Annotated in this window: 22 protein-coding genes, 2 tRNA genes and 1 pseudogene; 11 read left to right on the top strand and 14 right to left on the bottom strand. The window is 70.7% G+C overall.

The genetic code is table 11. The features are described 5' to 3' along the window. The 5 genes and pseudogenes from IFT89_RS15780 to IFT89_RS15760 all read right to left on the bottom strand — a co-directional run. Positions 1-183 (bottom strand): annotated as a pseudogene (locus tag IFT89_RS15780) (imidazolonepropionase); the annotation flags it as partial. Beyond that, complete coding sequence (locus tag IFT89_RS15775) at positions 180-1,649, bottom strand: formimidoylglutamate deiminase (protein ID WP_307783530.1); 1,470 nt, start codon at positions 1,647-1,649, stop codon at positions 180-182. The pseudogene IFT89_RS15780 and the gene IFT89_RS15775, both read right to left, overlap by 4 nt. After that, on the bottom strand, positions 1,646-2,863 hold the full coding sequence (locus IFT89_RS15770) for an allantoate amidohydrolase (protein WP_202939428.1): 1,218 nt from the start codon (positions 2,861-2,863) through the stop codon (positions 1,646-1,648). Before IFT89_RS15770 ends, IFT89_RS15775 begins: the two co-directional genes overlap by 4 nt. Beyond that, entirely contained in the window at positions 2,860-4,530 is a 1,671-nt protein-coding gene (gene hutU / locus IFT89_RS15765; protein ID WP_192019160.1) for a urocanate hydratase, read from the bottom strand. Before hutU ends, IFT89_RS15770 begins: the two co-directional genes overlap by 4 nt. Before the next feature lie 262 nt (positions 4,531-4,792). Then, the gene (locus IFT89_RS15760; RefSeq protein ID WP_202939427.1) at positions 4,793-5,761 is read right to left on the bottom strand and encodes a diacylglycerol/lipid kinase family protein; all 969 of its coding nucleotides are present in this window, start codon (positions 5,759-5,761) and stop codon (positions 4,793-4,795) included. Positions 5,762-5,818: 57 nt separating this feature from the next. On the opposite strand from IFT89_RS15760, the gene serS reads away from it, so the two are divergent. From serS to IFT89_RS15730, 6 genes are all read left to right on the top strand, one after another. Then, positions 5,819-7,084: a serine--tRNA ligase gene (serS, locus tag IFT89_RS15755; RefSeq protein WP_202939426.1), complete on the top strand. Its 1,266-nt coding sequence runs from the start codon at positions 5,819-5,821 to the stop codon at positions 7,082-7,084. Next, positions 7,081-7,905 (top strand): HAD family hydrolase, encoded by an 825-nt coding sequence (locus IFT89_RS15750; RefSeq protein WP_202939425.1) that lies wholly within the window; start codon positions 7,081-7,083, stop codon positions 7,903-7,905. The genes serS and IFT89_RS15750 overlap by 4 nt, the downstream gene beginning before the upstream one ends. Before the next feature lie 146 nt (positions 7,906-8,051). Next, entirely contained in the window at positions 8,052-9,299 is a 1,248-nt protein-coding gene (locus IFT89_RS15745; RefSeq protein ID WP_079706469.1) for an LCP family protein, read from the top strand. A gap of 96 nt (positions 9,300-9,395) precedes the next feature. Then, a tRNA-Ser gene (locus IFT89_RS15740) sits at positions 9,396-9,480 on the top strand. Positions 9,481-9,571: 91 nt separating this feature from the next. After that, entirely contained in the window at positions 9,572-10,912 is a 1,341-nt protein-coding gene (locus IFT89_RS15735) for an LCP family protein (RefSeq protein WP_202939424.1), read from the top strand. 174 nt (positions 10,913-11,086) lie between these two features. Beyond that, a tRNA-Ser gene (locus IFT89_RS15730) sits at positions 11,087-11,175 on the top strand. Between the two features lie 203 nt (positions 11,176-11,378). Here IFT89_RS15730 and IFT89_RS15725 read toward each other — a convergent pair. Beyond that, positions 11,379-11,627, bottom strand: coding sequence for a DUF2795 domain-containing protein (locus tag IFT89_RS15725; RefSeq protein WP_133060046.1), 249 nt, complete (start codon positions 11,625-11,627; stop codon positions 11,379-11,381). 102 nt (positions 11,628-11,729) lie between these two features. On the opposite strand from IFT89_RS15725, the gene IFT89_RS15720 reads away from it, so the two are divergent. The 3 genes from IFT89_RS15720 (at position 11,730) to IFT89_RS15710 (ending at position 14,551) form a co-directional block, all read left to right on the top strand. After that, positions 11,730-12,632, top strand: coding sequence for a hypothetical protein (locus tag IFT89_RS15720; protein ID WP_202939423.1), 903 nt, complete (start codon positions 11,730-11,732; stop codon positions 12,630-12,632). Between the two features lie 106 nt (positions 12,633-12,738). Next, positions 12,739-13,707, top strand: a complete 969-nt coding sequence (locus IFT89_RS15715; RefSeq protein WP_133060047.1) for a putative RNA methyltransferase — start codon at positions 12,739-12,741, stop codon at positions 13,705-13,707. Positions 13,708-13,798: 91 nt separating this feature from the next. Next, on the top strand, positions 13,799-14,551 hold the full coding sequence (locus IFT89_RS15710) for an RNase H family protein (RefSeq protein ID WP_202939422.1): 753 nt from the start codon (positions 13,799-13,801) through the stop codon (positions 14,549-14,551). Positions 14,552-14,729: 178 nt separating this feature from the next. Here the strand turns inward: IFT89_RS15710 and IFT89_RS15705 are convergent, their stop codons facing one another. Then, entirely contained in the window at positions 14,730-15,440 is a 711-nt protein-coding gene (locus tag IFT89_RS15705) for an endonuclease/exonuclease/phosphatase family protein (protein WP_202939421.1), read from the bottom strand. Between the two features lie 102 nt (positions 15,441-15,542). Next, the gene (locus IFT89_RS15700; RefSeq protein WP_202939420.1) at positions 15,543-17,780 is read right to left on the bottom strand and encodes a HelD family protein; all 2,238 of its coding nucleotides are present in this window, start codon (positions 17,778-17,780) and stop codon (positions 15,543-15,545) included. A gap of 180 nt (positions 17,781-17,960) precedes the next feature. Between IFT89_RS15700 and IFT89_RS15695 the strand changes: the two genes are divergently transcribed. After that, positions 17,961-18,473: a DUF4190 domain-containing protein gene (locus IFT89_RS15695; RefSeq protein ID WP_159876053.1), complete on the top strand. Its 513-nt coding sequence runs from the start codon at positions 17,961-17,963 to the stop codon at positions 18,471-18,473. 26 nt (positions 18,474-18,499) lie between these two features. Here IFT89_RS15695 and IFT89_RS15690 read toward each other — a convergent pair whose 3' ends face one another. Continuing rightward, positions 18,500-19,390, bottom strand: a complete 891-nt coding sequence (locus IFT89_RS15690) for a metal-dependent hydrolase (protein ID WP_202939419.1) — start codon at positions 19,388-19,390, stop codon at positions 18,500-18,502. A 126-nt stretch (positions 19,391-19,516) separates the two neighbouring features. Between IFT89_RS15690 and IFT89_RS15685 the strand changes: the two genes are divergently transcribed. Then, positions 19,517-19,891: a hypothetical protein gene (locus IFT89_RS15685; RefSeq protein ID WP_194644957.1), complete on the top strand. Its 375-nt coding sequence runs from the start codon at positions 19,517-19,519 to the stop codon at positions 19,889-19,891. A 94-nt stretch (positions 19,892-19,985) separates the two neighbouring features. Here the strand turns inward: IFT89_RS15685 and IFT89_RS15680 are convergent, their stop codons facing one another. The 5 genes from IFT89_RS15680 to IFT89_RS15660 form a co-directional block, all read right to left on the bottom strand. Next, positions 19,986-21,014 (bottom strand): YdcF family protein, encoded by a 1,029-nt coding sequence (locus tag IFT89_RS15680; protein ID WP_202939418.1) that lies wholly within the window; start codon positions 21,012-21,014, stop codon positions 19,986-19,988. 73 nt (positions 21,015-21,087) lie between these two features. After that, the gene (locus IFT89_RS15675) at positions 21,088-22,668 is read right to left on the bottom strand and encodes a cation:proton antiporter (protein WP_202939417.1); all 1,581 of its coding nucleotides are present in this window, start codon (positions 22,666-22,668) and stop codon (positions 21,088-21,090) included. Between the two features lie 145 nt (positions 22,669-22,813). Then, positions 22,814-22,984: a hypothetical protein gene (locus tag IFT89_RS15670; RefSeq protein WP_153303529.1), complete on the bottom strand. Its 171-nt coding sequence runs from the start codon at positions 22,982-22,984 to the stop codon at positions 22,814-22,816. A 571-nt stretch (positions 22,985-23,555) separates the two neighbouring features. Beyond that, on the bottom strand, positions 23,556-24,395 hold the full coding sequence (locus IFT89_RS15665) for a class II fructose-bisphosphate aldolase (protein WP_202939416.1): 840 nt from the start codon (positions 24,393-24,395) through the stop codon (positions 23,556-23,558). Beyond that, the coding region (locus IFT89_RS15660) for a PfkB family carbohydrate kinase (protein ID WP_244650762.1) at positions 24,392-24,604 on the bottom strand (213 nt) is incomplete at its 5' end. The genes IFT89_RS15660 and IFT89_RS15665, both read right to left, overlap by 4 nt.

Raw genomic sequence — 24,604 nt, 5'->3', positions numbered from 1 at the left:
GCGCCCGCCCACGTCGGTCCGCGCGTCGGCGTCGGGCGCGTCGCCCGCTGCGCCGAGCCACGCGATCCGGCCGTCTTCGATGACGAGCGCCGCATCGGTGATCCGGTTGCCGTCGACGTCGCCCGGCCCGGAGCCGGCGTTGGTCGTGAGCTCGGCGATGCCGGTGATGAGTTCGCTGGTCATGGCTGCATCTCCTGCGAGGGGTGATCAGGTGTCGGGGACGAAGTGGCTGCCCGGGGCGTCTCCGTCGATGCTGCCAGCTCGGCGAGGGCCAGCGCGAGAAGTTGTTCCGGCGTCGACTCCCGTGACGTCGCAAGCAGCCGACCTCGCTCCGCCACGAGCCGTCCGCCGACGACGACCCGCTCGACGTCGGACGCGGTCGCGACGAGGGCGAGTTGTGCCGGGTCCATGCCGGTGGTGCGGAGGCTCGACGTCGACACCTCGACGAGGTCGAGCGGGTCGCCGACATCCAGCGTGTGCCGCCCGAGTCCGAGCGAACGGTATCCGTTGTCGGTGCCCGCCTCGAGGAGTTCGGCGGGCGAGAACCGGCCGCGTCTGCCGGAGGCGAGCCGTTCCCCGGCTTCGAGGCCACGCAGTTCGAGCAGCGGGTCGACGACCGCGTTCTGGTCGGAGCCGACGGCGATCCTGGCCCCCGCGTCCGCGAGGCGGCGGGCCGGTCCGATGCCGTCGCCGAGGTCCGCCTCGGTCGTCGGGCACATCACGACGGTCGCGCCGGACCGCCCGATCGCCGTGATGTCCGCGTCGGTCAGGTGCGTCGCGTGGACGAGGCTGATGCGTGGGGCGAGCGCACCGAGCGCGGCGAGCACGCCCGTCGGCGTCCTGCCCGTCTTCGCGAGCGTGTCGACGTTCTCCTGCGGTTGCTCCGACAGGTGGACGTGCAGTGGGACGTCGTCGGGCAGGCCGGCGAGGATCGTGCGCATGGCGTCGACGGGCACGGCGCGCACCGAATGCAGCGAGGCACCGAGCGTGACGAGCCCGGTGGCGTCGACGGAGCCGGCCAGTGCGTCGCGCAGCCGATGCCAGCGGGCGAGCCAGCCGGCCGCGTCGCCGTCGCCGAACGCGAGCTGTTCGGTGAGCAGCGGAGCGGCAGGGCCGCCGGCGGACCCGAGGCCACTCGCGAGGTAGGCCGTGTCGAGGAGGGTGAGCCGGATGCCGACGTCGGCGGCGGCTTCGGCGACGGCCAGTTCCATCGCGTGGGCGGTCGGGTACGGGGTGCCGTCGGCCTGGTGGTGCACGTAGTGGAACTCGCCGACCGCCGTCCAGCCGCAGACGAGCATCTCGCCGAACACGGCACGAGCGACCCGGCCGTAGTGGTCCGGGTCGAGGCTGGCGGCCGCCGCGTACATCGCCTCGCGCCACTGCCAGAAGTCGCCGCCGTCGGCGTGGGTGCGTCCGCGGAGCAGACGGTGGAACGCGTGGGAGTGGGCGTTCCCCATGCCGGGGATGACCGTTCCGAGGCGTCGGTCGCCCGCCTGCGGCTCGACGCCGCGCTCGACGGCGGTGATCCGTCCGGAGTCGTCGGCCGTGAAGCGCACGCGGCCGGTCGGGCGACCGTCGATGATCGCCGTCGCGGCCCAGATGGGAATCCGCAAATCCGCCGCGCCGGCGTCGACGCTCGCGACCGTCACAGGACGCTCCGGAGCAGGGCCTCGAGCGCTTCGACGCCGGCGACGCAGTCGGCCGTCTCGGCGAACTCCTCCGGTGAGTGCGAGACACCGGTCGGGTTCCGGACGAAGACCATCGCGGTCGGCACCGCGCCGCTCAGGACGCCGGCGTCGTGGCCTGCGCCCGTCGGCAGCAGCGGGACCCCGCCGAGCGTGCCGGCGAGCCGCGCGGCGAGCTCTGGGTCGAACTCGACGACGCCCGACCACGACTCCTCGATCAGCTCGACCGTGCACCCGGAATCGGCGACGGCCTCCTGGACCCGGCTTTCGATGTCCGCGACGAGGGCGCGCGTGCCGGCGTCGGTGGCGGCCCGGGCGTCCACCCAGGCGTCGACCTCGGAGGCGATGACGTTGGTTCCGCCCGGCACGATGCGCAGGCGGCCGACGGTGGCGCGGGCGTCGTCCGTCGCGAGGGCGGCCTGCTCGACCGCGAGGACGGCGCGTGCCGCAGCGACCACGGGATCACGGCGCTCGCGCATGCCGGTCGCACCGGCGTGGTTCCCCTGACCGCTCACCCGGAGTCGCCAGCGGCCGTGGGCGAGGATCGACGAGGCGACCGCGGTCGGCGAGCCGAGGTCGATGAGGCCGCGGCCCTGTTCCACGTGCAACTCGATGAAGAGTCCGATGCGGCCGAGCGCCTCGTCGTCGCGACCGAGGTGCTCGGGAGCGAGCCCGGCTGCGGCTGCGGCCTCCGCCACGGTGACCCCGTCCGCGTCCGTCAGCGCTCGGGCGGCGTCCGCGGTGATCGCCCCGGACAGGAGCCGGGATCCGAGGCAGGCGACCCCGAACCGGGAGCCCTCCTCCTCGGCGAACACCACGACGGCGACGGGACGCGACGGCTGGAACCCGGTCGCCTGCAGACGCGCGACGGCGTCCAGCGCTGAGACGACGCCGAGCGGCCCGTCGAAGGCGCCACCGCCCGGGACGGAGTCGAGGTGGCTGCCGGTGACGACCGCGTCGGGCCCAGGCGCGCCCCACCACGCCCAGAGGTTGCCGTTCCGGTCCGTCTCGACGTCGAGCCCGAGTCGGGCGGCGCGAGCGGTGAACCACTCGCGCAGCTCGGACTCGGCCGGCGTCCAGACGTGCCGGGAGTACCCGCCGCGTGCCGGATCGACCCCGACGCCGGTGATCTCGTCGAGCCCGGCGAGCCGACCGTGGGCGATCAGGCCGTCGGTCACTCGCCCTCCCACATCGGCACCCGCAGGCCGCGTTCGCGGGCGACCTCGGCCGCCCGCTCGTAGCCGGCGTCGACGTGACGCATGACGCCGGTACCCGGGTCGTTGACGAGTACGCGCGCGATCTTCTCGGCGGCGAGCGGCGTCCCGTCGGCGACGATCACCTGACCGGCGTGGATGGACCGGCCGATGCCGACCCCGCCGCCGTGGTGGATCGACACCCAGGTCGCGCCGGACGCCGTGTTGAGCAGGGCGTTGAGCAGCGGCCAGTCGGCGATCGCGTCGGAGCCGTCGGCCATGGCCTCCGTCTCGCGGTACGGCGAGGCGACGGAACCGGAGTCGAGGTGGTCGCGGCCGATGACCACGGGCGCGCTCAGCTCGCCCGAGGCGACCATCTCGTTGAACTTCAGGCCGGCAAGGTGGCGCTCCTGGTAGCCGAGCCAGCAGATGCGGGCTGGCAGTCCCTCGAAGGCGATCTTCTCGCCGGCCGAGGTGATCCAACGGCGCAGCTTCTCATCCTCGGGGAAGAGTTCGAGGATGGCGCGGTCGGTCGCGGCGATGTCCGCCGGATCGCCGGAGAGGGCCGCCCAGCGGAACGGGCCCTTGCCCTCGGCGAAGAGCGGCCGGATGTAGGCGGGCACGAAGCCGGGGAAGTCGAAGGCGCGCTCGCAACCGCCGAGTTTCGCTTCGGCGCGGATGGAGTTGCCGTAGTCGAAGACCTCGGCGCCGGCGTCCTGGAAGTCGACCATCGCCTGCACCTGCTTCGCCATGGCGAGTCGCGAGCGGCGCGTGAAGTCGACCGGGTCGGCCGCCGCCTCGGTCTGCCAGTCGGCGAGCGCCGTGTCCTCGGGCAGGTAGGCGAGCGGGTCGTGAGCGCTCGTCTGGTCGGTGACGATGTCGATGGCGACCCCGCGCCGCAGCAGTTCGGGGAAGACGGTCGCGGCGTTGCCGACGAGGCCGACCGACAGCGGGCGTCGTTCGGCCTTGGCGGCGAGCACGCGTTCGACGGCGTCGTCGAGGTCGTCCGTCATCTCGTCGAGGTAGCGGTGCTCGACGCGTCGCTCCAGGCGGCTCGGGTCGACGTCGACGATGAGCACGACGCCTTCGTTGAGCGTCACGGCGAGCGGCTGTGCCCCGCCCATGCCGCCGGCTCCGCCGGTGAGGGTCAGCGTCCCGGCGAGGGTTCCACCGAACCGCTTGTCGGCGATGGCGGCGAAGGTCTCGTAGGTGCCCTGGAGGATGCCCTGCGTGCCGATGTAGATCCACGAGCCGGCGGTCATCTGCCCGTACATGGTGAGACCCTCGGCCTCGAGCTTGCGGAACTCGGGCCACGTCGCCCAGTCGCCGACGAGGTTGGAGTTCGCGATGAGCACGCGCGGTGCCCACTCGTGCGTGCGGAAGACGCCGACGGGCTTGCCGGACTGCACGAGCAGGGTCTCGTCGGCCTCCAGTCCTTCGAGCGTGCGGACGATCGCGTCGTACGCCTCCCAGTTGCGCGCGGCCTTCCCGGTGCCGCCGTAGACGACGAGGTCCTCGGGGTGCTCGGCGACCTCGGGGTCGAGGTTGTTCATGAGCATCCGGAGCGGGCCCTCGGTCTGCCAGCTCTTGGCGGTGAGGGTGGTGCCGCGAGCGGCACGGATGGTCCGGGTGGTGGTCGGCATGTCGGTCATGTGATCAGTCCACTCCTCCCGGGGCCCGCGCGGCGAGAGCGACCGGGCTGTGGCTGTCTGGTCCGCCAGACATCCGGGTGTTTCGGGTCGCTGTTCGTCCGTCAGCGCGGTGCGCTGACGTCACCATGCACGCATCGGCGTCACTGCGGGTCATCGACGTGAGCGCGCCCCTCCGGAGACCCGCGCTCACGTCGATGACCCGCGCTCACGCCAGCGCACCGCGCTGGCACCCCACCGAGCCAGGACGGGGGACGCATGGTGGCTACGGGAGCTTGACGAGCAGCCCGCCGCGGTGCGCGTCGAACGCGACCATGGTCGCCATGCCGAACGCGTCGCCGTCGAGCTCGAGGTCCTGGGCCTCGTCGACCCGCACGGTCAGGGCCTCAGCACGCAGGTTCGTCACGGTGTTCCCACCCCGGCCCTCGGTGAAACGGATCATCCGTCGCCCCACGGCAGTCCGCCGCAGGACCCGGTTCTCCCACGTCACCTTCCGCCACACGAGCAGCCAGCCGAAGGCACCCTTCGGTTGCAGCACCGCGACGTCGAGGAACCCGTCGTCGAGTTCGGCGTCCGGCATGAGCTGCACCCCGCCCTGCAGCGTGCCGCAGTTCCCGACGAGCACCGAGCTCACGGTCGCCGCATGCTGACGGTGCCCGCGCAACTGGTAGTGGATGCGGAACGGCGCGGCCGTGGCGATCGAGCGGAGACCGGACTCGACGTAGGCGAGCCAGCCGAGCGACTTCTTGAGGTCGGGGTTCGCCGTGGCGATCATCATCGCGTCGATGCCCATGCCGGCCATCACGACGAACGCGTGCTCCTCCTCCGACCCGTCGGCGCGGGTGATCATGGCGACGCCGATGTCGATCGCGCGCGTGTCGCCCGTGAACGCCGTCCCGATCGCGGACACCTGGTCGCCGAGCGGCAGCTTCAGGTTCCTCGCGAGCAGGTTGCCGGTCCCCGACGGGATGAGGGTCAGCGGCACACCGCTCCCGCGCAGCCCCTCGGCGACGGCCCGCACGGTCCCGTCGCCGCCGGCCACGAGCACCACCTGAGCGCCGTCGAGGACCGCGCGCCGCGCCTGACCGACACCGGGGTCGTCGACACTCGTCTCATACAGGTGCGGAGCCGCCCATCCGGCCTCCTGGGACCGAGCCTCCAACGCGCTCCGCAGCCGGGTGGCGTCGACCTTCACCGGGTTGTACACGAGCGCGGCGTGCGGGGGAGTCGGCATGGCCCAACGGTACTGTCCCGGGGCCTCGTCACCGACCTCGATCGCTAGACTTGCCGGGTGATCGATCCCGTACTCCTCCGCGAACAGCCAGAAGTCCTCCGAGCGTCGCAGCAGAAGCGAGGGTCCTCCGTCGACCTCGTCGACCAGGCGATCGACGCCGACACCGCACGTCGCGCTGCGATCACCGGGTTCGAGGAACTCCGTGCCGAGCAGAACGCGTTCGGCAAGCAGGTCGCCAAGGCACCCAAGGAGGAGAAGGCCGCACTCGTCGCCCAGGCGCAGCAGCTCGCCGCCCGCGTCAAGGAGGCTCAGCAGGTCGCAACCGAGGCCGAGGCCTACTTCGCCGACGTCGCCGGTCGCATCCAGAACCCGGTGCTCGACGGCGTGCCCGCCGGCGGCGAGGCCGACTTCATCACGCTCCGCGAGGTCGGCGAACGCCCCTCGTTCGACTTCACCCCGCGTGACCACCTCGAGCTCGGGGAACTCCTCGGCGCCATCGACATGCAGCGCGGCACCAAGGTCAGCGGCTCGCGCTTCTACTTCCTCCGCGGCATCGGCGCCCGCCTCGAGATCGCCCTCATGAACCTCGCGCTCGACCGCGCGATCGAGGCCGGCTTCGTCCCGCTCATCACGCCGACGCTCGTGCGCCCCGAGATCATGAAGGGCACCGGCTTCCTCGGCGAGCACGCCGACGAGGTCTACCAGATCGCCGGTGAAGACCTCTTCCTCACCGGCACGAGCGAGGTGGCGCTCGCCGGGTACCACTCCGACGAGATCCTCGACCTCGAGGAGGGCGCGCTCCGCTACGCCGGCTGGTCGACCTGCTACCGCAAGGAGGCCGGGTCCTACGGGCGCGACACCCGCGGCATCATCCGGGTGCACCAGTTCAACAAGCTCGAGATGTTCGTCTACACCAAGCCGGAGGACGCCGCCGCCGAGCACGAGCGCCTGCTGTCGTACCAGGAGGCGATGCTGCAGTCGCTCGGCCTCAGCTACCGGGTCATCGACACGGCCGCCGGCGACCTCGGGTCGAGCGCGGCACGCAAGTTCGACGTCGAGGCCTGGGTGCCGACGCAGGACGCGTACCGCGAGCTCACCAGCACCTCGAACTGCACCACCTACCAGGCGCGTCGCCTCGACACCCGGTACCGCGGGGAGTCGGGCAAGACCACGCCGGTCGCGACGCTCAACGGAACGCTCGCGACCACCCGCTGGATCGTCGCGATCCTCGAGACGCACCAGCAGGAGGACGGCAGCGTCGTCATCCCCGAGGTGCTGCGTCCGTACCTGGGCGGCATCGAGGTCGCGAGGCCGATCCGATGACGGACGAGACGACCACCACCGCGACCCCGCTGCTCGTCGCCCTCGACATCGACGGCACCGTGCTGCACGAGGACGGTTCGCTCAGCCTGTCGGTCGCCGACGAGGTGCGCCGCGTGGTCTCGCTCGGCCACATCGTCACCTTGGCCACCGGTCGCAGCTGGGAGAGCACGCGCCCGGTGCTCGAGGAGCTCGAGCTGACGCCGCAGTACGTCGTCTGCGCGAACGGTGCGCTCATCATGAAGCGCGACGAGTCGAAGCCCGATTCCTATGAGCGCTTCTTCATGGAGACCTTCGACCCGACCGAGGTCCTCGGGCTCATCCAGCCGCACCTCTCCGAGGGCAGCTACATGGTCGAATACCCCGACGGCTTCCGCAAGTACACGGTCGGCATGGAGGACTGGAACCTCGAGAACGCGATCGAGGTGCCGTTCGAGGAGCTCGTCACGAGCCCCGTGACACGCGTCGTCGTCGTATCCCCGAGCCACGACGAGGAGGAGTTCCTCCGCATCGTCGACAAGATCGGGCTCAGCCAGGTGAGCTACGCGATCGGCTGGACGGCATGGCTCGACATCGCGCCGAAGGGCGTCAACAAGGCGACCGCGCTGGAGCGTGTCCGGGAGTGGCTGGGGCTCGAGCGCTCGCAGATGGTCGCCGTCGGCGACGGCCGCAACGACGTCGACATGCTTGGCTGGGCCGCAGCCGGAGGGCGCGGTGTCGCCATGGGCCAGGCGCCCGAGGAGGTCCTCGCGGTCGCGTCGGAGGTCACCGGCACGGTCACCGACGACGGTCTCTCTCAGCTCCTGAGGAGCATTTCGGGTTAGCATCGTCCAAAGCTCCGTGCCGATACGCCGTTTCCGGTGGGCGCGGGGCGTCGGTGCGCGCCTGCTCCAGGTGTCGCCGGACGACTCGCCGCAGCCCGGTCTCCTGGGTTCCGGCCACCCCTGTTCCTGAGACGAGAGCGAGATCCATGACCCGCAACGCCGACGCGTCCAAACCGCGCGCCGCCGTCCGTCACGGCAGACTCCGCAAGTCGAACCCATTCGTCACCGTCGCGAAGATCGTCGCCGCGACGGCCGCCGTCGTCGGCGTGAGTGGCATCGCGGTCGCCGGTGTGGCCGCGCTCGACCTCGCCAACAGCGTCAAGCCCGTCGCCCACCTCGACAACGAGACGCCGGGTGCGCCGCCGCCCAACATCGGCGCGATCGAGGGCGGCGTCAACCTGCTCCTCGTCGGCAGCGACTCGGGCGACGGCAACCAGGCATACGGCGAGCGAGACGAGAACCTCAACGACGTCACGATCCTCATGCACATCTCGGCAGACCACTCGAGCGCGACCGTGGTGAGCTTCCCGCGCGACATGTACGTGCAGATCGGCGACTGCGCCGACGGCGGCAACGGTCGCGACAAGATGAACACCGCCCTCATGTACGGCGGGGCCGACGGCGGGCTCGCCTGCGCGGTCTCCACGGTCGAGGGCATCACCGGCCTCTCCATCCCGTTCGCCGCGCAGATCGGCTTCGACGGCGTCATCTCGATGTCGAACGCGGTCGGCGGCGTGCCGGTGTGTGTCACCGAGCCCCTCAACGACGCCTGGAGCGGCATCAACCTCGACGTCGGCACCCACGACCTCTCGGGCGCGTCCGCCCTCGCCTTCCTCCGCTCACGTCACGGCGTCGGCGACGGCAGCGACCTCTCGCGGATCTCGAACCAGCAGGTCTTCCTCTCCTCGCTCGTCCGCACGCTGAAGAGCAGCGACACGCTCTCCGACCCGATCAAGCTCTACTCGATCGCCCGCGCCGCGCTGAAGAACGTGACCCTGTCGAGCAGCCTGAACAACATCGACACGATGGTGTCGATCGCCGCAGCGCTCAAGGACATCCCGCTCGACCGCGTCGCGTTCGTCCAGACGCCGACGGCCACGGTCGAGGGCGGGGTCGAGGCGACCTCCGATGCCGACGTCCTGTGGACGGCGCTGCAGAGCGACCAGGCCGTCGCCCTGTCCGCCACCGGCAAGTACGTCGTGACCGACCCGAACGCGCCGGTCACGCCAGACCCGGCGACCACCGACGCGGCTGCCGATCCAGCTGCCACGGCGGACCCGGCAGCGCCCGCGGACCCGTCCGCCGCCGGCCCTGTCGCCTTGCCCGACACGATCACGGGCCAGAACGCCGCGCAGAACACCTGCACGGCGGGTCGTCCGGAGGAAGACCAGTAGTCACCGCGTGATCGGATGGGGCCGCTTCGTCGCTGGCCCCATCCGATACACTCGATCCTGGTCGTCAGCTGCGTCATCGCGGGCGATCGACCATCAGGAGGGCTGTCCGAGCGGCCGATGGAGCCAGTCTTGAAAACTGGTGGGCAGAAATGTCTCGTGGGTTCGAATCCCACGCCCTCCGCAGTTCCTTCACCGTCCTCAGAGACTCCCGCACCTCGGAGCCCACGGCTCCGGGCTGTGCGCTTCACATGAACCCGTGGTTGAATCGACGAATGCCCCCGCATTCGACCGACATCGACGAGCCCGCCGGCGACGCCGCGGCACGCCGAGCGGCAGCTCGTGGGCCCCGCCCGAAGAAGCTCGCGACCATCGCCCGCCACGGACGACTCAAGCGGTCGAACCCGATCACGACCGGCCTGAAGATCGTCGCCTCGACGCTCGCGGTCGCGCTGGTCAGCGGTGGCATCGTCGCCGGCATCGCCCTCTGGGACGTCGCCGCGACCGTGAAGCCCGGCGTCGCGCTCGTCGACTCGCAGGGTGAGGCGGTCACCGATCTGCCCGCGATCGGAGCGTATCCCGGTGGCGTCAACCTCCTGATCGTCGGCAGCGACTCGCGCGCCGGTCAGGATCCCGTCTTCGGTGATGCCGAGGAGGAGACGGGCAACCTCAACGACGTCACGATGCTCGTGCACATCTCCGAAGACCACAGCAACGCGACGGTCGTCAGCTTCCCTCGCGACATGTTCGTCCCGATCCCGTCCTGCCCCGACCCGTCCGGCGGCTCGTTCGACTCGATGAGCCGGCAGAAGATCAACACCTCGCTCAGCTACGGCGGACTCGCCTGCACGGCGCTGACGGTGTCGCAGCTCACCGGCCTCGAGATCCCGTTCGCAGCCGAGGTCCAGTTCAGTGGCGTGATGGCCATGTCGACCGCGCTCGGCGGGGTGACGGTGTGTGTCGCCGACCCGATCGAGGACGAGTACACGAACACCTTCCTCTCGGCGGGCGAGCACACGCTCGAGGGGTACGAGGCACTGCAATTCCTCCGCACCAGGCACGGTGTCGGCGACGGCAGCGACCTCAGTCGCATCAGCAACCAGCAGGTGTTCCTGTCGGCGATGATGCAGCAGGTGAAGAGCGCCGAGACGCTGACCAACCCTGGAATCCTCTACTCCCTGGCCAAAGCGGCGGCGAAGAACATGCAGCTGTCCGACAGCCTGACGAGCCTCGACACGATGATCGCGATCGCCATGACGCTCCGTGAGGTCGACCTCGCGAACATCGCGTTCGTGCAGTATCCGAACGCGGCCGTCGAGGGTGGCGTCGAGCCGATCGACGATGCAGCGGCCGCGCTGTTCGAGGCGCTCGGCAACGACCAGCCCATCCAGCTCTCGGGCGCGACCGGCGCGGGTGCGGTGGCGAACCCGACCGACCCGACCGCGGTCGAGCCCGCCGAGGGTGCGGATGCCGGTGGCGATCCTGCGGCGACGGCCCCGCCTGCCGATGCGACCGACCCCTCCGCCGGTGGTGCAGTGGTCCTTCCGTCGTCCGTGACGGGCCAGACCGCCGACCAGCGCACCTGCTCCCGCGGTCGTACCCTCGACAACCAGTAGGCGTCCCGGTCCGTCAGCGGCCCGGTCCCAACCTGGTTCGGTCCCTGAGCTGCGCCGCACTGAGCTTGTCGAAGTGTCGAAGGGCGTCTCGGACCCGGGTTCGGACCCGGGGATTCGTCACCACGCCCATCACCGGTTATGCTGGTCGTCGTGCGTCCGCTTGCGAGCGCACATGGAGACGTCGCATAGTTCGGCCTAGTGCACCACCCTGCTAAGGTGGAGTCCCCGTAAGGGGACCGCGGGTTCAAATCCCGCCGTCTCCGCACTGGATCTCAGCTCGAAACCCTCGGTTCGCCGGGGGTTTCTGCGTTGCACGATGTCTGCCGGAATCGCCAGCGCGGTGCGCTGACGTCACCGCGTCCCGCACGCGTGAGCGCGCCCCTCCGGAGACCCGCGCCCGCGTCTGTGACCCGCGCTCACGTCAGCGCACCGCGCTGGGGAGTCCACCAGGTGCCGGGCGGGGTGGTCAGGCGGAGCGACGGAGCTCGCCGTGGTGCCGGAGTTCGCGGAGGATGCCGAACGAGCCGGCGTAGTGCTCTTCGGTGAGCGTGTTGAGCGCGGCGAGCGTCCCACGGTCGAGTCCGGAACGGACGGCGATCGACTGCAGTTCACGGCGTGAGATCGGGAAGTCCACGGTCCTGAGGAGGGACTTCAAATCGGTGCAGGCCGCTGTTTCAGGCGGCTCCACCGTGTCGGGGTAAGGTCTGGCATCCATGTCCACATTGTCGGTATCGACCCCCGAAAAGGCGACAGTCGGACTCCGTTCTGGCGCAAGAGGGCGCTAGCCTGACGTGAAATGATGCGAGGGAGCGGCACCGTGCCCGACGACCGCGACACCGGAACGCCGGCCCCGACGGGCCTCGCGTCCGCCGCCATCGAGCTGTTCCGCGTCCCGCTCAGCGGATTCGTGACCGAGCGCAAACGCCTGGCCGTCGCAGCGCGCGACGACGGGGACGACGACCTGGCGACGGCGATCCTCGCGCTCCGCAAACCGTCGGTCGCCGCCTGGGCGCTCAACGTGTTGACGGCGCATCGCCCTGATCTGATCGGCGAACTGGAACAGCTCGGCTCCGCGCTCGGCGACGCTCAGCGCTCGGGGGACGCCGCCGCGCTCCGCACGCTGGGTGCCGAACGTCGCTCGCTGATCGCGACGCTCGTCACCGCCACCGTCGAGGCCGCCGCAGCAGAGGGGGCGTCCCTCTCCGGAGCGGTGATCGAGACCGTCCGCCAGAGTCTGCAGGCGGCGAGTGCCGACGCCGAGCTAGCCGCGCAGGTGTCGTCCGGGCGGCTGACCGACGCCCCGACCTCGAGCGGAGCGGGGTGGGGTGGGGTCGTCGGCGGGCCAGGTTCCCCCGGTGGGCGCTCCACCAGCGACGGGTCCGCGGCGACGCAGGTCGACGGAGACGGCGACCATTCCGACGATGACGACGACCGACGCCGACGACTTCGGGCCCGGCTGGAGGCGGCCGAGCGCGACGAGGAGGCGGCGTCCAGCGCGAGTGAGGAGGCGACCGCCTCCCTGGACGAGTCGGCGGTCCGGCGATCGGGACTCCTGCGTGACCGCGAGGACCTCGCACGGCGGCTCGAGGAGCTCGACGCGGACATCGCCGACGCCGAGCGCGAGTGGGCCCGACGCCAACGAGAGGCTGACCGGGCGCAGCGTGCGAGCGATGCAGCCCACGAGGACGTCGAGCGTCTGCGGAGCGCGCTCGAGGACTGAGTCAGCGAGCTGATCGAGTCACCGCGGTGCCGAAGCCCCGCCGCGACCGATCGTCGCTCGAACGTTCCGGCGCACGCACCATGCGGCGCGCGCCTAGACTCACCGTGTGGGTGAAGTGCGACAACCGGAAGCATCGCGGCGGCGACGGACACAGCAGCTGGAAGCGGAGCGTTTCGAAGGCATGCCGATCCTCGCCGATGTCCCGCAGCACGATCGGCTGAGCCTCGTCGCCCCCGATCTCGCGTGCACGATCTGCACCGCGACCCTCGAGCTCGGCGACCGCGTACTCCGCTGCCCCGCCGGTCACAGCTTCGACATCGCCCGGCAGGGGTACGCCTCGCTCGTCGTCGGCGGTCGGACGCCGAAGACCGGCGACACGCAGGAGATGGTCGCTGCCCGCGCTGCGTTCCTCGAGGCCGAGCACTACGAGCCGATCGCGGACCACGTCGCCACGACCCTGCCGCTCGCGCGCTTCCTCCCGGACGGCTCGGTCGACGACGACAGCGCCCCACTCGTCGTGGACATCGCCGGCGGGACCGGCTACTACCTCGGCCGGATCCTCGACGCTCGGCCGGCCTGGCGTGGGTTCGGGTTCGACCTGTCGCCGCTCGCAGCACGTCGCGCAGCGCGTGCGCACGGACGAGCGGCAGCCGCCACGGCCGACGCCTGGGCACCCTTCCCGCTCCGGACCGCCTCGGTCGACCACCTGCTGAGCATCTTCGGCCCACGCAACGGTCCCGAGATGCGTCGGGTGCTCCGCCCGGACGGCCTGCTCACCGTCGTGACGCCGCAACCCGGTCACCTGGCCGAGCTGCGCGACCGGCTCGGCATGATCGGGATCGCCGAGCGCAAGGACGCCCGACTCGACGCACAGCTCGACGGGTTCGAGCTCCGCTCCCGCGACACGCTCGACTACGCCGTCCAGTTGATGCCGGAAGAGGTGCGCGACGAGGTCCGCATGGGGCCGAGCTCCCACCACCTCGACGACGACGTCTTCGAGCAGGCGATCGCCGACCTGCCCGGATACACGACGGTCACGGTCGCCGTCACCCTCAGCGTCTTCACGCCCGCCTGACGTCGGCCGGCCCGACACCGGCACCGCGGGACCGGCGTCAGGGCTTCGGTGGTGCGTCGATACGATGGAGGGCACTCATCGAAAGGCGCTCATGACGATCACCGCTGCCGCAGACGGCTCCGCCCTCGGCAACCCCGGACCCGCCGGCTGGGCCTGGTATGTCGACGACGATTGCTGGGCAGCCGGGGGATGGCCGCACGGCACGAACAACATGGGCGAGCTGCGCGCCGTCCTCGAACTGTTCCGCGCCACCGAGCACCTCGACGAGGACCTCCACATCCTCTGCGACAGCAAGTACGTCATCGACTCGATCACGAAGTGGATGCCGGGCTGGAAGAAGAAGGGCTGGAAGAAGGGCGACGGCAAGCCCGTCATGAACCTCGAGCTCATGCAGGAGATCGACGCCGCCATCGCCGGGCGGCGCTACCGGTTCGAGTGGGTGAAGGGGCACGTCGGTCACCGACTCAACGAGGCCGCCGACATCCGCGCGCGGACGGCTGCCGAGGCGTTCCAGCGCAAGACGCCGGTGCCGGAGGGACCCGGTTGGACCGGCGCCGGAGCTGCGGACACCCCCGAGGCCCCGGCGATCCCCGAGACCGACGCCGTCGCTGACGCCGCGGCACAGACGACCGAGCCGGAGCTGTTCGCCGAGCTCGAGGTCCAGGAGGAACGCACCGCCCCGGTGTTCGATGCGGAGGACGACGGCGCACTGTTCTCACTCGACGTCGAACCGACGTGGCACCAGCTCACCGTCGACCTCACGTCCGACGAGCACGAACGCCTGGTCCGCCGCGCCCGTGAAGCCGGGACGAGCGTCCAGGAGTTCCTCCGCGGCCTCATCTGACCCAGCCCGCGGGTCCGCGTCGGGCCCACGGCTCGGTCCCTTACTCAGGAATGCCTCGGCGTGTCGGAGCGATATACGGCGACGACCCCGGGACACGCCGATGTCGTCCTGAGTTAGGGAAAGAAGAGAAGTCGGTGTGAGGAGACGGACGGGGCGCGCACAGGGGCAGGCGACCGGGTCAGCGGGCGGCGGACTCCGGTGCGTCGTCGTCGACCGGCACGGCCGCACCGTAGCTCGCGTCCACGAGGATCGGCAGGTGGTCCGAGATGCCTCGGCGGAGCGTCTGCACGCGATCGATCTTGAGACCCACGGACGTCGCGAAGTCGAAGTGCCCCCGGAACATCTTGTAGCGGGTGTAGGTGCTGCGGTCGCTAAGGCTCAGGTCGTAGCCGCTCTCCTGCATCTTGGTGCCGAGGCCCTTCTGGAAGAGCGGGTAGTTGTAGTCGCCGACCATGAGCGTCGGGACGTCGCCCATCGCGTGCAGCTGCTCGTGCGCGGCCTTGATCTGGTGCCGACGCAGTGAGTTGAGCGCCGTGAGCGGGGCCGCGTGGAACGAGGCGACGATGAGTTCGCGCCCGGCCTCGACGTCGGTGAGGCGGGTGCCGATGAGGCGCTCGTGCGCCGGCGCGAGCACCATGTCGTGCAGCGACTTCTTCAGCGCGAACGTCTGCGTCGACTCGGCGGTGAACCGGTCGCGGCGGTAGTAGATCGCGAGGCCGAGCCGGTTGCGGTGGGTGCTGTCGGCGAGGTGCAGGCCGCCGAGTTCGGCGGGCAGCTGCAGAGTGTCGGCCTCCTGCAACGCGAGGACGTCGGGGCCGAACTCTTCGGTGAGTGCGACGAGCTCGCCGCTGGCCTTGTTCTTGCGGAGGTTGTAGCTGATGACCTTCATCCCAGCCTCACATTCTGTTGGCAGAGCCCAAGCCTACGGTCCTTCCCGTCGCCCGGTGCTCTGGAGGGGTCCGGACGACGGTGCGTCGCCGGATGCCGACGGTCAGCTCGACGAGTCGACGACCGTGAGCCGTTGGGTGGCGCGGGTGAGCGCGACGTACCGGAGCGACAGGGCCGCGTGGCCTGTCCCGCCCAGCGCGTCGGGCTGCACAAGGACGACGCTGTCGAACTCGAGGCCCTTGCTCTCACGCGCGGTGCCGGTCCACACCCGCGCGCGATCGGCTCCGGCGTCGGCGAGGAGGGCGTCGATCTCCGCCAGGAGCGAGCGGGGTGCGATGACGCCCGCGATACCGGCGTGTGCGGTGATCGCGTCGACGGCGGCGCGGACCGCCGTCGGGGCCAGCGCGGCGGGTTCGACCGTGAGCTGCACGGGCTCCTCCTCGCCGCGACGGATCGACACGGGCGCCGGGGAGTCCGGGTCGAGTTCGAGCCGGACGGGATCGGCGAGCGCCATGATCTGCTCGGGCGTCCGGTAGTTGACGGTGAGCAGCTCCTCCGTCCAGCGCGGGAGCTGGGGGCCGAGCAGCTCCTGCCAGCTGGAGCGGGTGGCGGAGGTGCTCTGCTGGTTGATGTCGCCGACGAGCGTCATCGAGCGGTTGGGGCCGCGCCGCAGGACGGCCCGAAGCAGCATGGGGGTGAGCTCCTGCGCCTCGTCGATGATGACGTGCCCGTAGACCCAGGTGCGGTCGCTCGCGGCGCGTTCAGCGGGGCTGCGATCGTCCTCCACGGTCTGGCGGTCGGCGAGATCCTGGGCGGAACGGAGGTAGTCGTCGTCCTGGGCCTCGTCGTCGATGCTAATGTCACCGATCATCTCGAGCACACTGCGCGCGTACTCGACGTCGTGACGGCGCTCGTAGGCGGCGCGGCGCTGCCGTTCCAGCTCGGGGCGCTGGTCCTCGCCGATGAGCTCGGCGGCCTCGTCGACGAGGGCGATGTCGCCGGGCGTGAGCCGGGCGGCCCAGTCGGTCTCACCTGCGCCGTCCGTTCCGGCGACGGGTTCGCGGAGCAGCAGGCGACGCTCCTCCTCGGTGTGGTCGGGCGCGACACGAGCCAGCAGCTCGGGGTCGGTGAAGAGACGGTCGATGATCTCGGCCGGTTCGAGGATCGGCCACATGGTGTCGAGCAGCTCCTCGACCTCGGGCTCCTCGCTCAGCTCCTGTCGACGCTCGTCGGCGTCCTCGCCCGTGCGGGGTTCGAAGCCGTCGCGCTTCGCCTCGAGCCCGATGAGGTGCGTCAGCACGGCGCGGTCGAACCGCAGCTTGGCCTCGTTGTGCGGGGTGCCCGAGCGCTCGATCCCGGCCTTGATCCGGCGGAGGACGCCCGGCGTGACGCGGAGCGGGCCGTCGCCGGCGATGCGGATCGTGACCGGCTGGTCGAGCGGCACCTGACGCTCGCGGACGGCCCGGGCGACGACGTCGGCCATGCGCAGCCGACCCTTGAGTTCAGCGGCCTCGAGCGAGTCCTCTGCGTGTGCGTCGAGTCCGGGCACGAGGGTCGCCGGTGTGACGAGGACGACGGCGGTCTCGCCGAGCGACGGCAGCACGCGGCTGATGTAGTCGAGGAAGGTCGAGTTCGGGCCGACGATGAGCACGACACTGCGCATGAGTCGCTCGCGGTGCTCGTAGAGGAGGTAGGCGGCGCGGTGCAGCGCGACGGCGGTCTTCCCGGTGCCCGGACCGCCCTGGACGAGGAGCGTGCCGGGGAGCGGCGCGCGGATGATCGCATCCTGCTCGGCTTGGATGGTGTCGACGATGTCCGCCATGTGCTTGGTCCGGGCGCGACCGAGGGCCGCCAGCAGCGCACCGGACTCGCCGATGCCGCTCGGCTCGTCGTCGCTGAGCATGGTCGTGTCGAGGACCTCGTCGTGCACTTCCGTGACGCGGCGACCGGCCGTGCCGATGCGGCGGCGTAGGCGGAGGCCTTCGGGTCGGAGTGGCGTCGCAGTGTAGAACGGGCGCGAGGCCGGTGCGCGCCAGTCCAACAGGAGCTGGTCGCCGCTCTCCGGGTCGCGCAGGCCGATGCGCCCGATGTGGTGCCGTTCGTCGGTCTCGCGTTCGAGGAGGCCGAAGAGGAGTCCGTAGCTGGACGAACGCAGCTCGACCATCCGCTGGCGGTGGTGGGCGACCAGGGCGTCGCGTTCCGAGAAGCTCGAGTCGTCGTCGCCGTCGAAGGCGCGGAGGGCGAGTTCGGAGCGTCGTTCCTCGAGGTCCGACTGCGACCGGATCACGTCGTGCAGCCGATCGAGATGGTCCTGTTCCTCGGCGATCGCGTCGTTCTGCACGGTGCTCCTTCTGGGTGTGGCGCGGTCCGTGTTCCGGGTTCACTGCGAGGACCGCACGAATACGGTAGTCGCTTTCCGGGCCCCTCACCGCCCTTGAGCGTGAGCTCCCAGAGAGCTGGAGGCTGCCGTCGGGGCGAGGGGTCGGGCATCGAGCGCGGGCCGGTCGGTAGGCTGACGGGCATGAGCACACCGGACGGATCCAAGCCGCAGCCCTCTGCGCCGCAGCAGGCGTACTCGCAGCATTCGGTTCCGCCGCAGCCGTACCCGCAACAGCAGCTCCAGCCGCAGCAGTACGGGGTGCAGCCGTACGCCCAGCAGGCGCCCTACCCGCAGCAGCAGCCCTACCCGCCGCAGTACGGCATGCAGCCGTACGCGCAGCCGTATGCGCCCGTGTACCCCGCGCCGTACCCGTACCCGGCGTCGCCGCCGAAGGGGCTCAGCATCTCCAGCATGGTCATCGGCCTGGTGTCGCTGTTCTTCGGGTTCACCTTCGTGCTCCCGGTCGTCGGATTCGTCCTCGGCCTCATGGGGCTCCGCCGCGAGCCCGCCGGTCGCGCGATGGCCATCACGGGCGTCGTGCTCAACGGGCTGTTCCTGCTCGGCTGGGCGGCGCTCGTGCTGCTCTGGGTGTTCGTCATGGGTGGCCTGCTCGCCGGCGTCGGCAGCGCGGCCTCCACCGGCATCGCCGCCTAGTCGCCGGTCAACCGCCGAGCCGCCGGTCAGCCGGCCGGGACGACCGTGCTGACCATCGACAGCACCACGGCGCCGTCGACGTCTTCACGTTCCAGCCAGACGGCGATGTTCGAGAACTCGCCCAACGACGCCGCGTGGGTGCCGCCGCAGGCGATGACCGCGGGGCCGCCCGGCAGCTCGCAGTGCCAGCTGCGCCGATCGGTGAGCAGCTCACCCTCGCGATCGATCCGGACGGCGGCGCCGCTGTCCAACCAACCGTCGAGGGTGTTCCGGATGCGTGACCCGAGCGCGTCGAGGTCGTCGAGGGCGGCCGGGTCGAACCCCTTCCGTCGGAGCGACTTGCCGATGCGGTAACGGTCGGTCGACGCGTTCGGAGCGATCCGCGACGACTCGCAGGCGAGCGCGTCGAAATCCGGAGCCCCGAGGGCGTCGGGGACGACCTCCTTGCGCCAGGCGTCGGCGAGCGCGGCGTTCAGGGCGAGTGATGCGAGGTGGCAACCGGTGTGTCCGGCGGAGAGCGCGTGTCGGGTGGACGCGTCCACCTCGACGCGGGCCGTCTCGCCCTCGACGGCGCTCGGGGTCGCCTCGGCGGAGACCAGGTGGGCGACGAGGAAGGCCCACCCCTCGGTGCCCTTCTTCACGGGGATGTCGGCGCCGAGGTACAACTGAGTGCCGTCGGTCGCGGCGACGACGCAGTCGGTCACGGCGACCTCCACGGCACTCGTGCCCGCACCGAAGGTGATGGTCGCCGTGTCGGCGGGCTGGTCGGGCCACGCGGCGTCGACCGGGTGGCAGGCCGTCTCGTCGAGCACGACGGCGAGGTGGTCGCCGACGGGTTCGACGTGCAGCACCGTGCCCGTCGAAACGAGGGCTCCGGAGGGATAGGTGACGCGCGTGTCCGTGACGGGGAGGCTCATGTCCCCACGCTATCGCGACCGGCCCGGGCGCCCGTCGGCGGCTGTCAACCCCGGGAGACCGTGGAGGATCACGTCGTAGAGTCCGAGGACACGGAGCGCGACGCGTTCCGCGGAGAGGAGTGCATCATGACGGATCAGCAGAACCAGCGTTCAAGCGACGACCTCGCGACCGGTGCGGCCGGAGCGGACCAGGAAGCCTGGGAGGGTGCCGACATCGACACCGCAGAGCTCGTGAGCTCCGACCAGACGACCGCCGGACCGGGCTCGGACGGGTCGAGTCAGACCGTCGACGGCACCGGCTCGGAGGATGCGGCTCCCGACGAGGAGCAGGCGACCGAGGAGGCCGTCGAGACCCCGGAGCCCTCGACCGAGCTCGACGCACCGCTGGCCGAGGGCGAGGGTGGCGACGCCGACGGTTCGGCCGACCACCAGCCCGACTCCGGGCCGGCCTCCGAGGCCACCGACGACGCCCGCGAGGTCTACGACACCGCACCCGACTGAGTCGGACACCATACGACCGACGGGCCGTCCTCCGATCCACTCGGACGACGGCCCGTCGCGCGTTGCGGTCGCCGTGTTCGAGTGAGACGGCGGCTCAGATCGGCAGGAGCGACCAGACCACGGCGAGGGCGATCAGGCCCGCGACGCCCGCGATCGCCAGCGCGTTCAGCTGACGGTGCTCGACCATGATGGCGACGTACTCGCGGAGGAACGCGCTCGGCACGTAGTAGGCGGCCGTCGGGGAGCCGATCACCTGTGCGTCGCTCCCGATCGAACGTGCGAGGAGCGCCGCGCGGAGGACGTGGTAATTGTTCGTCACCACGATCGTCTCGCCGTTCCGTCCGGCCGACTGCTGCAGGTCCCGGGAGAGCAACAGGTTCTCGCGCGTGCTCGTGGACGCGGTCTCCGGGAGCACGTCCGTCGGGTCCGCGCCGTTCGCGACGAGGTACTCGGCCATGGCCGTCCCCTCCGGGCGCGGTTCGTCGTCGCCCTGGCCGCCGGACGGGATCAGGATCGGTCGAGTCGTCCCCGGTGCTGTCGCCCGGTAGATGCGGAGTGCCAGGTCCAGGCGACTGCGCAGTAACGGCGGGACCTCGCCGTGGATGAGGCCGGAACCGAGGACGACGAGGGCGTCGGGCATCTGGGTGTGACGGTAGCGGCTGTAGACGAGTGAGTACACGCCGAAGGCCGCGAAGGTCGCCGCCGCGTAGAAGCACGCGAACCCGAGCAGGAGACCCAGCGCGACGAGGACGATCGTCAGCCAGGAGGGCAGGGACTGCGGGTGCGCTCCGAGGACCAGCAGCACGGCCAGCACGGGCAGGACGAGGATCGCGACCCCGGCGAACAGCGAGAGCAGGTTGCCCAGGCTGCGTCCTTCGAGCCGGAGCATCGTGATGCCGTTGCCGATGAGGAGGACCCCGAGCACGCCCACCAGCAGGACCGTGCCGAACGCAGCGAGGAGCACGGTGAACGGCGTCGTGCGGGACGCCTCCGAGAGGAGCGCCACCAGCCCGCAGGCGATCGCGGAGACCAGGAAGACCCCGTTGCGCAGGCGGCGGGCGTCGCGGCGTCGGCTCGCGACGTAGAGCACCGCGAAGACGGCGGCCGGGAACAACATGATCATGCCCTCATCCTGCCCGACCGATCGTCCTGTACCGGTCGTTCGGATGGGGCATGCGGGCAGCGCGTCCGGGGTGCTATGACCGCGGCGGCTTCGGCGTCATCGCCTTGAGTGTCGCCTCCTCGGCGTCGATCGCCGCCAGGACCGCGGCGACCGCCGGTTCCTGGTAGCGACCGTCGGCGCGCGCCGAGAGGAGCGCCTCGCGTTCCGCCGCGATCATCTGGCGGCGGAGTCGGGCGAACGCGACCGTGCGGAGTTCGGAGCCGTCACCCGTGTACTGCTCGAGGGCATTGGCCACGAAGCTCGCATTGGTCCGCAGACGGTTGAGCACCTGCTCCTCGTCCGCCTCGGTCGTCAGCTCGTCGAGGCGGTCCAAGCCGGCCGTCTGGACCTCCGCCATGAGCATCAGTTGCTCGACGCGCTCCTGGCTGTGGTTCGGCGGCGGGAGGTGCAGCGCACGGATGATCCGGGGGAGCGCGAGCCCCGAGAGCAGTGTGCCGACCACGACGACGAACGCCAGGAACTGCAGGAACTCGCGCGACGGGGTGTCCTCGGGCAGCAGGAACACGGCCGCCAGGGTCACCACGCCGCGGACGCCGGCTGCGGAGACGGCGATCCCGTTTCCCCACGACCAGCTCCGCTCACGGAGCCGTCTCGGCCCGAGCCGGTAGATCGCCGTGACCGTCATCTCCCACACGAACCGCGAGACGATGAGCGCCGCGAGGACCCCGATGCTGATGAACACGGTCGGCCAGAGCCCCGGACCGGTCTGGATCGCCCCCTCGAGGATGCCCGCCAGGTTGAGCCCGATGAACAGGAAGACGGCGTTCTCGAGGAGGAACTGGATGGTGCGCCAGTTGAGCGACTCGGCGATGCGCGCCTCGGCCGACTGCACGATGGGTGCCCGATAGCCGAGCAGCAGCCCGGCGGTGACGACCGCGAGGACGCCCGAACCGTGGATCGCCTGCGCCAGGAGGAATGCGAGGAACGGGGTGATGAGGGAGAGGCAGGTGTCGAGGACTGGGGCGCGCAGGCGTCGGCGGACCTCGGACAGCACCCAGCCGACCGCGAGACCGACGCCGACGCCGGCGACGACCTCGATGACGAACTCGCCGGCGATCATGACCGGGTTGACGACGCTCGTGATGGCGAGGATCGAGGCGTTGAGTGCCACGAGTGCGGTGGCGTCGTTGAGCAGACTCTCGCCCTCGAGGATCGTCAGCACACGGCGGGGGAGCCCGAGTCGTCCGGCGATCGCGCTCACGGCGACGGCGTCGGTCGGCGCGATGACCGCCGCGAACGCGAACGCCGCCGCGAGGGTGATCGACGGGATGAGGAGCCAGCTGGCGAACCCGACCGACACGACGGTGAACGCGACCGCACCCACCGAGAGCAGGATGATGCCGTCGTTACGGGCACGGATGTCGATGAGGGAGATCCGGATCGCCGACGCGAACAACAGCGGCGGCAACAGGCCGTAGAGGATCAGGTCGGGTTCGATCTCGACGGTCGGAACGGCGGGGATGAACGACGCGACGCCGCCGACGAGCACCAGGGCCACCGGGGCGGAGACACCCGCTCGGCCGGACAGGCCCGACACGATGACGGTGACGACGACGAACACGACGATCCACGAGATGAGCGCGACGGGATCCATGTGGGGATTCTCCCACCTGGGAGGCCGTGGTCGTCCGTACGATCGTCCGAACTCCGGAGTGGCCGTGATCGGCACCGGTTCCGCACGCACGACGCCCCCGCACGGTCAGGCCGTGCGGGGGCGTCGGGTGGAACGGTGAGGCGGCTCAGCCGCGGCGGTTGGCCGCGCTGCTGGAGCCGCGCTGCTCCGCACCGGTCTCGCGGGTGCGGAGACCGAAGCGGTAGGTGAGCTTCTCGGTGGAGTGACCGCGGCCGTGGACGGCGGTGCCCGCGGAACGGTTGGAGGACGCTGGGGTCCGAGTCTGAGTGATGGACATGGTGGTTCTCGATTCTGGTGTTACGGATGATGGATGGGCCGGTTCCAGAGGGGGAATGCGATGACGATCGGTGCAGGTCGCATGGATGGAGCGACGAGACCGTCCGGTATGCAGCTGCGCCGAGATTCGGCTGCGCTGGTCGGCTGGGGCCGTCCGGTGGATCGTTCTTCGCCGCTCTGGAGGGCGGCTGGTGGTGTCGTGTCGGGAGCATCGGCGTATCCGTGGAGGTGTGGACTCTGCACACGGAAGCCGGTTGTGACATCGGCACTCGAGGAACGAACGTACGCGACCAAGCTGAGAACAACCTGGGAATGCCTGGCGTCAGTGCTTACGCGGGTCGATGCCCGAGGTCAGACCCGAGCATCGACCGGCGGTGTCGCAGAGCTTCGGGCCACCGCACCTAGGGGAGGGGTGGCCGTATCTCCCGCGCACCCGAAGGGATATCGGGCTCGGGAGGCCGGAGGGTGATCGCGGGGGACGATCGGTTACCGGTGGAGGCGTTGGAAGAACTCCAACACAATATATATTAACAGCTCAGCGTTGCGTGTTGCTGTGGGATTCCTGGGAGTGCTCAGTCCGTTGCGAGGAGGCGCAGGATCCGCGCGGTCTCGGTCGCGACCGCGCTGCGACCGGCGCGGACGTAGGTGCGGGGGTCGACGAGCTTCGGCTGGTCGTCGAGGACGTCGCGCACCGCCCGGGTGAACAGTCCGTTGAGGTGCGTCGAGAGGTTGATCTTCGTCATCCCGGAACGCACCGCCGCGCGGAGCTCGTCGTCGGGGAGTCCGGAGGAGCCGTGCAGCACGAGCGGGACGGGCACCTCGCGGCGGAGCTGCGCGATCAGCGCGTGGTCGACGGCGGCCTCCCGGCTCGTCATCGCGTGCGAGGTGCCGACGGCCACGGCCAGGGCGTCGACGCCGGTCGCTGCGACGAACGCGACGGCCTCTGCCGGCACCGTGCGCGCGCCCGGAGCGTGGACGCCGTCCTTCCCGCCGACCTCACCGAGCTCCGCTTCGACGGCCACGCCGCGCGTGTGGCAGAAGTCCACGATCTCCTTCGTCGCGCGGACGTTCTCGTCGTACGGCAGGGTCGAGGCGTCGAACATCACGCTGTCCACGCCGAGCTCGACGCCCTCGCGCACGAGCTCGGCCGACTCCACGTGGTCGAGGTGGACGAGGACCGGGACCGTCGCTGCGCGGGCGATGGCCAGCGAGGCGAGTGTGATGGGGGCGAGCGACCCGTGGTACCGCACGCAGTTCTCGCTGATCTGCAGGATGACCGGCAGCCCGGCCTCCTCGGCGCCGGCGACGATCGCCTCCGCGTGCTCGAGGAGGACCACGTTGCACGCCGCGATGCCGGCGTTCGAGGCCGAGGCGTTGGCGAGGAGCGTGGTGAAGTCGAGGGCGGTGGTCATTCGGTTGCTCCAATGGGGTCGGGTGCGGCGGGTGCGTCGAGGAATCGGTGGAAGGCGGCGAGGTCGATCGCGCCGGCGATCGGTTCGAGCACGGCCGCAGCACCTGCCGCCGCCGCCGTGCGGAGTGCCTCGGGAAGTGTGGCTCCCGCGCGGAGTGCTGCGACCAGGCCGGCCGTGGCGGCATCACCGGCGCCGGTCGGGTTGCCGCT

It is taken from the genome of Plantibacter sp. CFBP 13570 (genome assembly GCF_014841395.1).
Classification (GTDB): Bacteria; Actinomycetota; Actinomycetes; order Actinomycetales; family Microbacteriaceae; genus Plantibacter; species Plantibacter auratus.
Note: the sequence above shows the minus strand (reverse complement) of the source record. Positions and strands in the feature narration are given on the sequence as shown.

Excerpts from the sequence above, each read along its gene's own strand:
- IFT89_RS15690 (WP_202939419.1), bottom strand. The coding sequence starts at position 19,390 with ATGAGCCTCCCCGTCACGGACACGCGCGTCACCTATCCCTCCGGAGCC.
- IFT89_RS15680 (WP_202939418.1), bottom strand. The coding sequence starts at position 21,014 with ATGATCATGTTGTTCCCGGCCGCCGTCTTCGCGGTGCTCTACGTCGCG.
- hutU (WP_192019160.1), bottom strand. The coding sequence starts at position 4,530 with ATGACCGACATGCCGACCACCACCCGGACCATCCGTGCCGCTCGCGGC.
- IFT89_RS15745 (WP_079706469.1), top strand. The coding sequence starts at position 8,052 with ATGACCCGCAACGCCGACGCGTCCAAACCGCGCGCCGCCGTCCGTCAC.
- IFT89_RS15725 (WP_133060046.1), bottom strand. The coding sequence starts at position 11,627 with ATGGATGCCAGACCTTACCCCGACACGGTGGAGCCGCCTGAAACAGCG.
- IFT89_RS15710 (WP_202939422.1), top strand. The coding sequence starts at position 13,799 with ATGACGATCACCGCTGCCGCAGACGGCTCCGCCCTCGGCAACCCCGGA.
- IFT89_RS15760 (WP_202939427.1), bottom strand. The coding sequence starts at position 5,761 with ATGCCGACTCCCCCGCACGCCGCGCTCGTGTACAACCCGGTGAAGGTC.
- IFT89_RS15695 (WP_159876053.1), top strand. The coding sequence starts at position 17,961 with ATGAGCACACCGGACGGATCCAAGCCGCAGCCCTCTGCGCCGCAGCAG.
- IFT89_RS15665 (WP_202939416.1), bottom strand. The coding sequence starts at position 24,395 with ATGACCACCGCCCTCGACTTCACCACGCTCCTCGCCAACGCCTCGGCC.
- IFT89_RS15750 (WP_202939425.1), top strand. The coding sequence starts at position 7,081 with ATGACGGACGAGACGACCACCACCGCGACCCCGCTGCTCGTCGCCCTC.
- IFT89_RS15705 (WP_202939421.1), bottom strand. The coding sequence starts at position 15,440 with ATGAAGGTCATCAGCTACAACCTCCGCAAGAACAAGGCCAGCGGCGAG.
- IFT89_RS15670 (WP_153303529.1), bottom strand. The coding sequence starts at position 22,984 with ATGTCCATCACTCAGACTCGGACCCCAGCGTCCTCCAACCGTTCCGCG.
- IFT89_RS15685 (WP_194644957.1), top strand. The coding sequence starts at position 19,517 with ATGACGGATCAGCAGAACCAGCGTTCAAGCGACGACCTCGCGACCGGT.
- IFT89_RS15675 (WP_202939417.1), bottom strand. The coding sequence starts at position 22,668 with ATGGATCCCGTCGCGCTCATCTCGTGGATCGTCGTGTTCGTCGTCGTC.
- IFT89_RS15735 (WP_202939424.1), top strand. The coding sequence starts at position 9,572 with ATGCCCCCGCATTCGACCGACATCGACGAGCCCGCCGGCGACGCCGCG.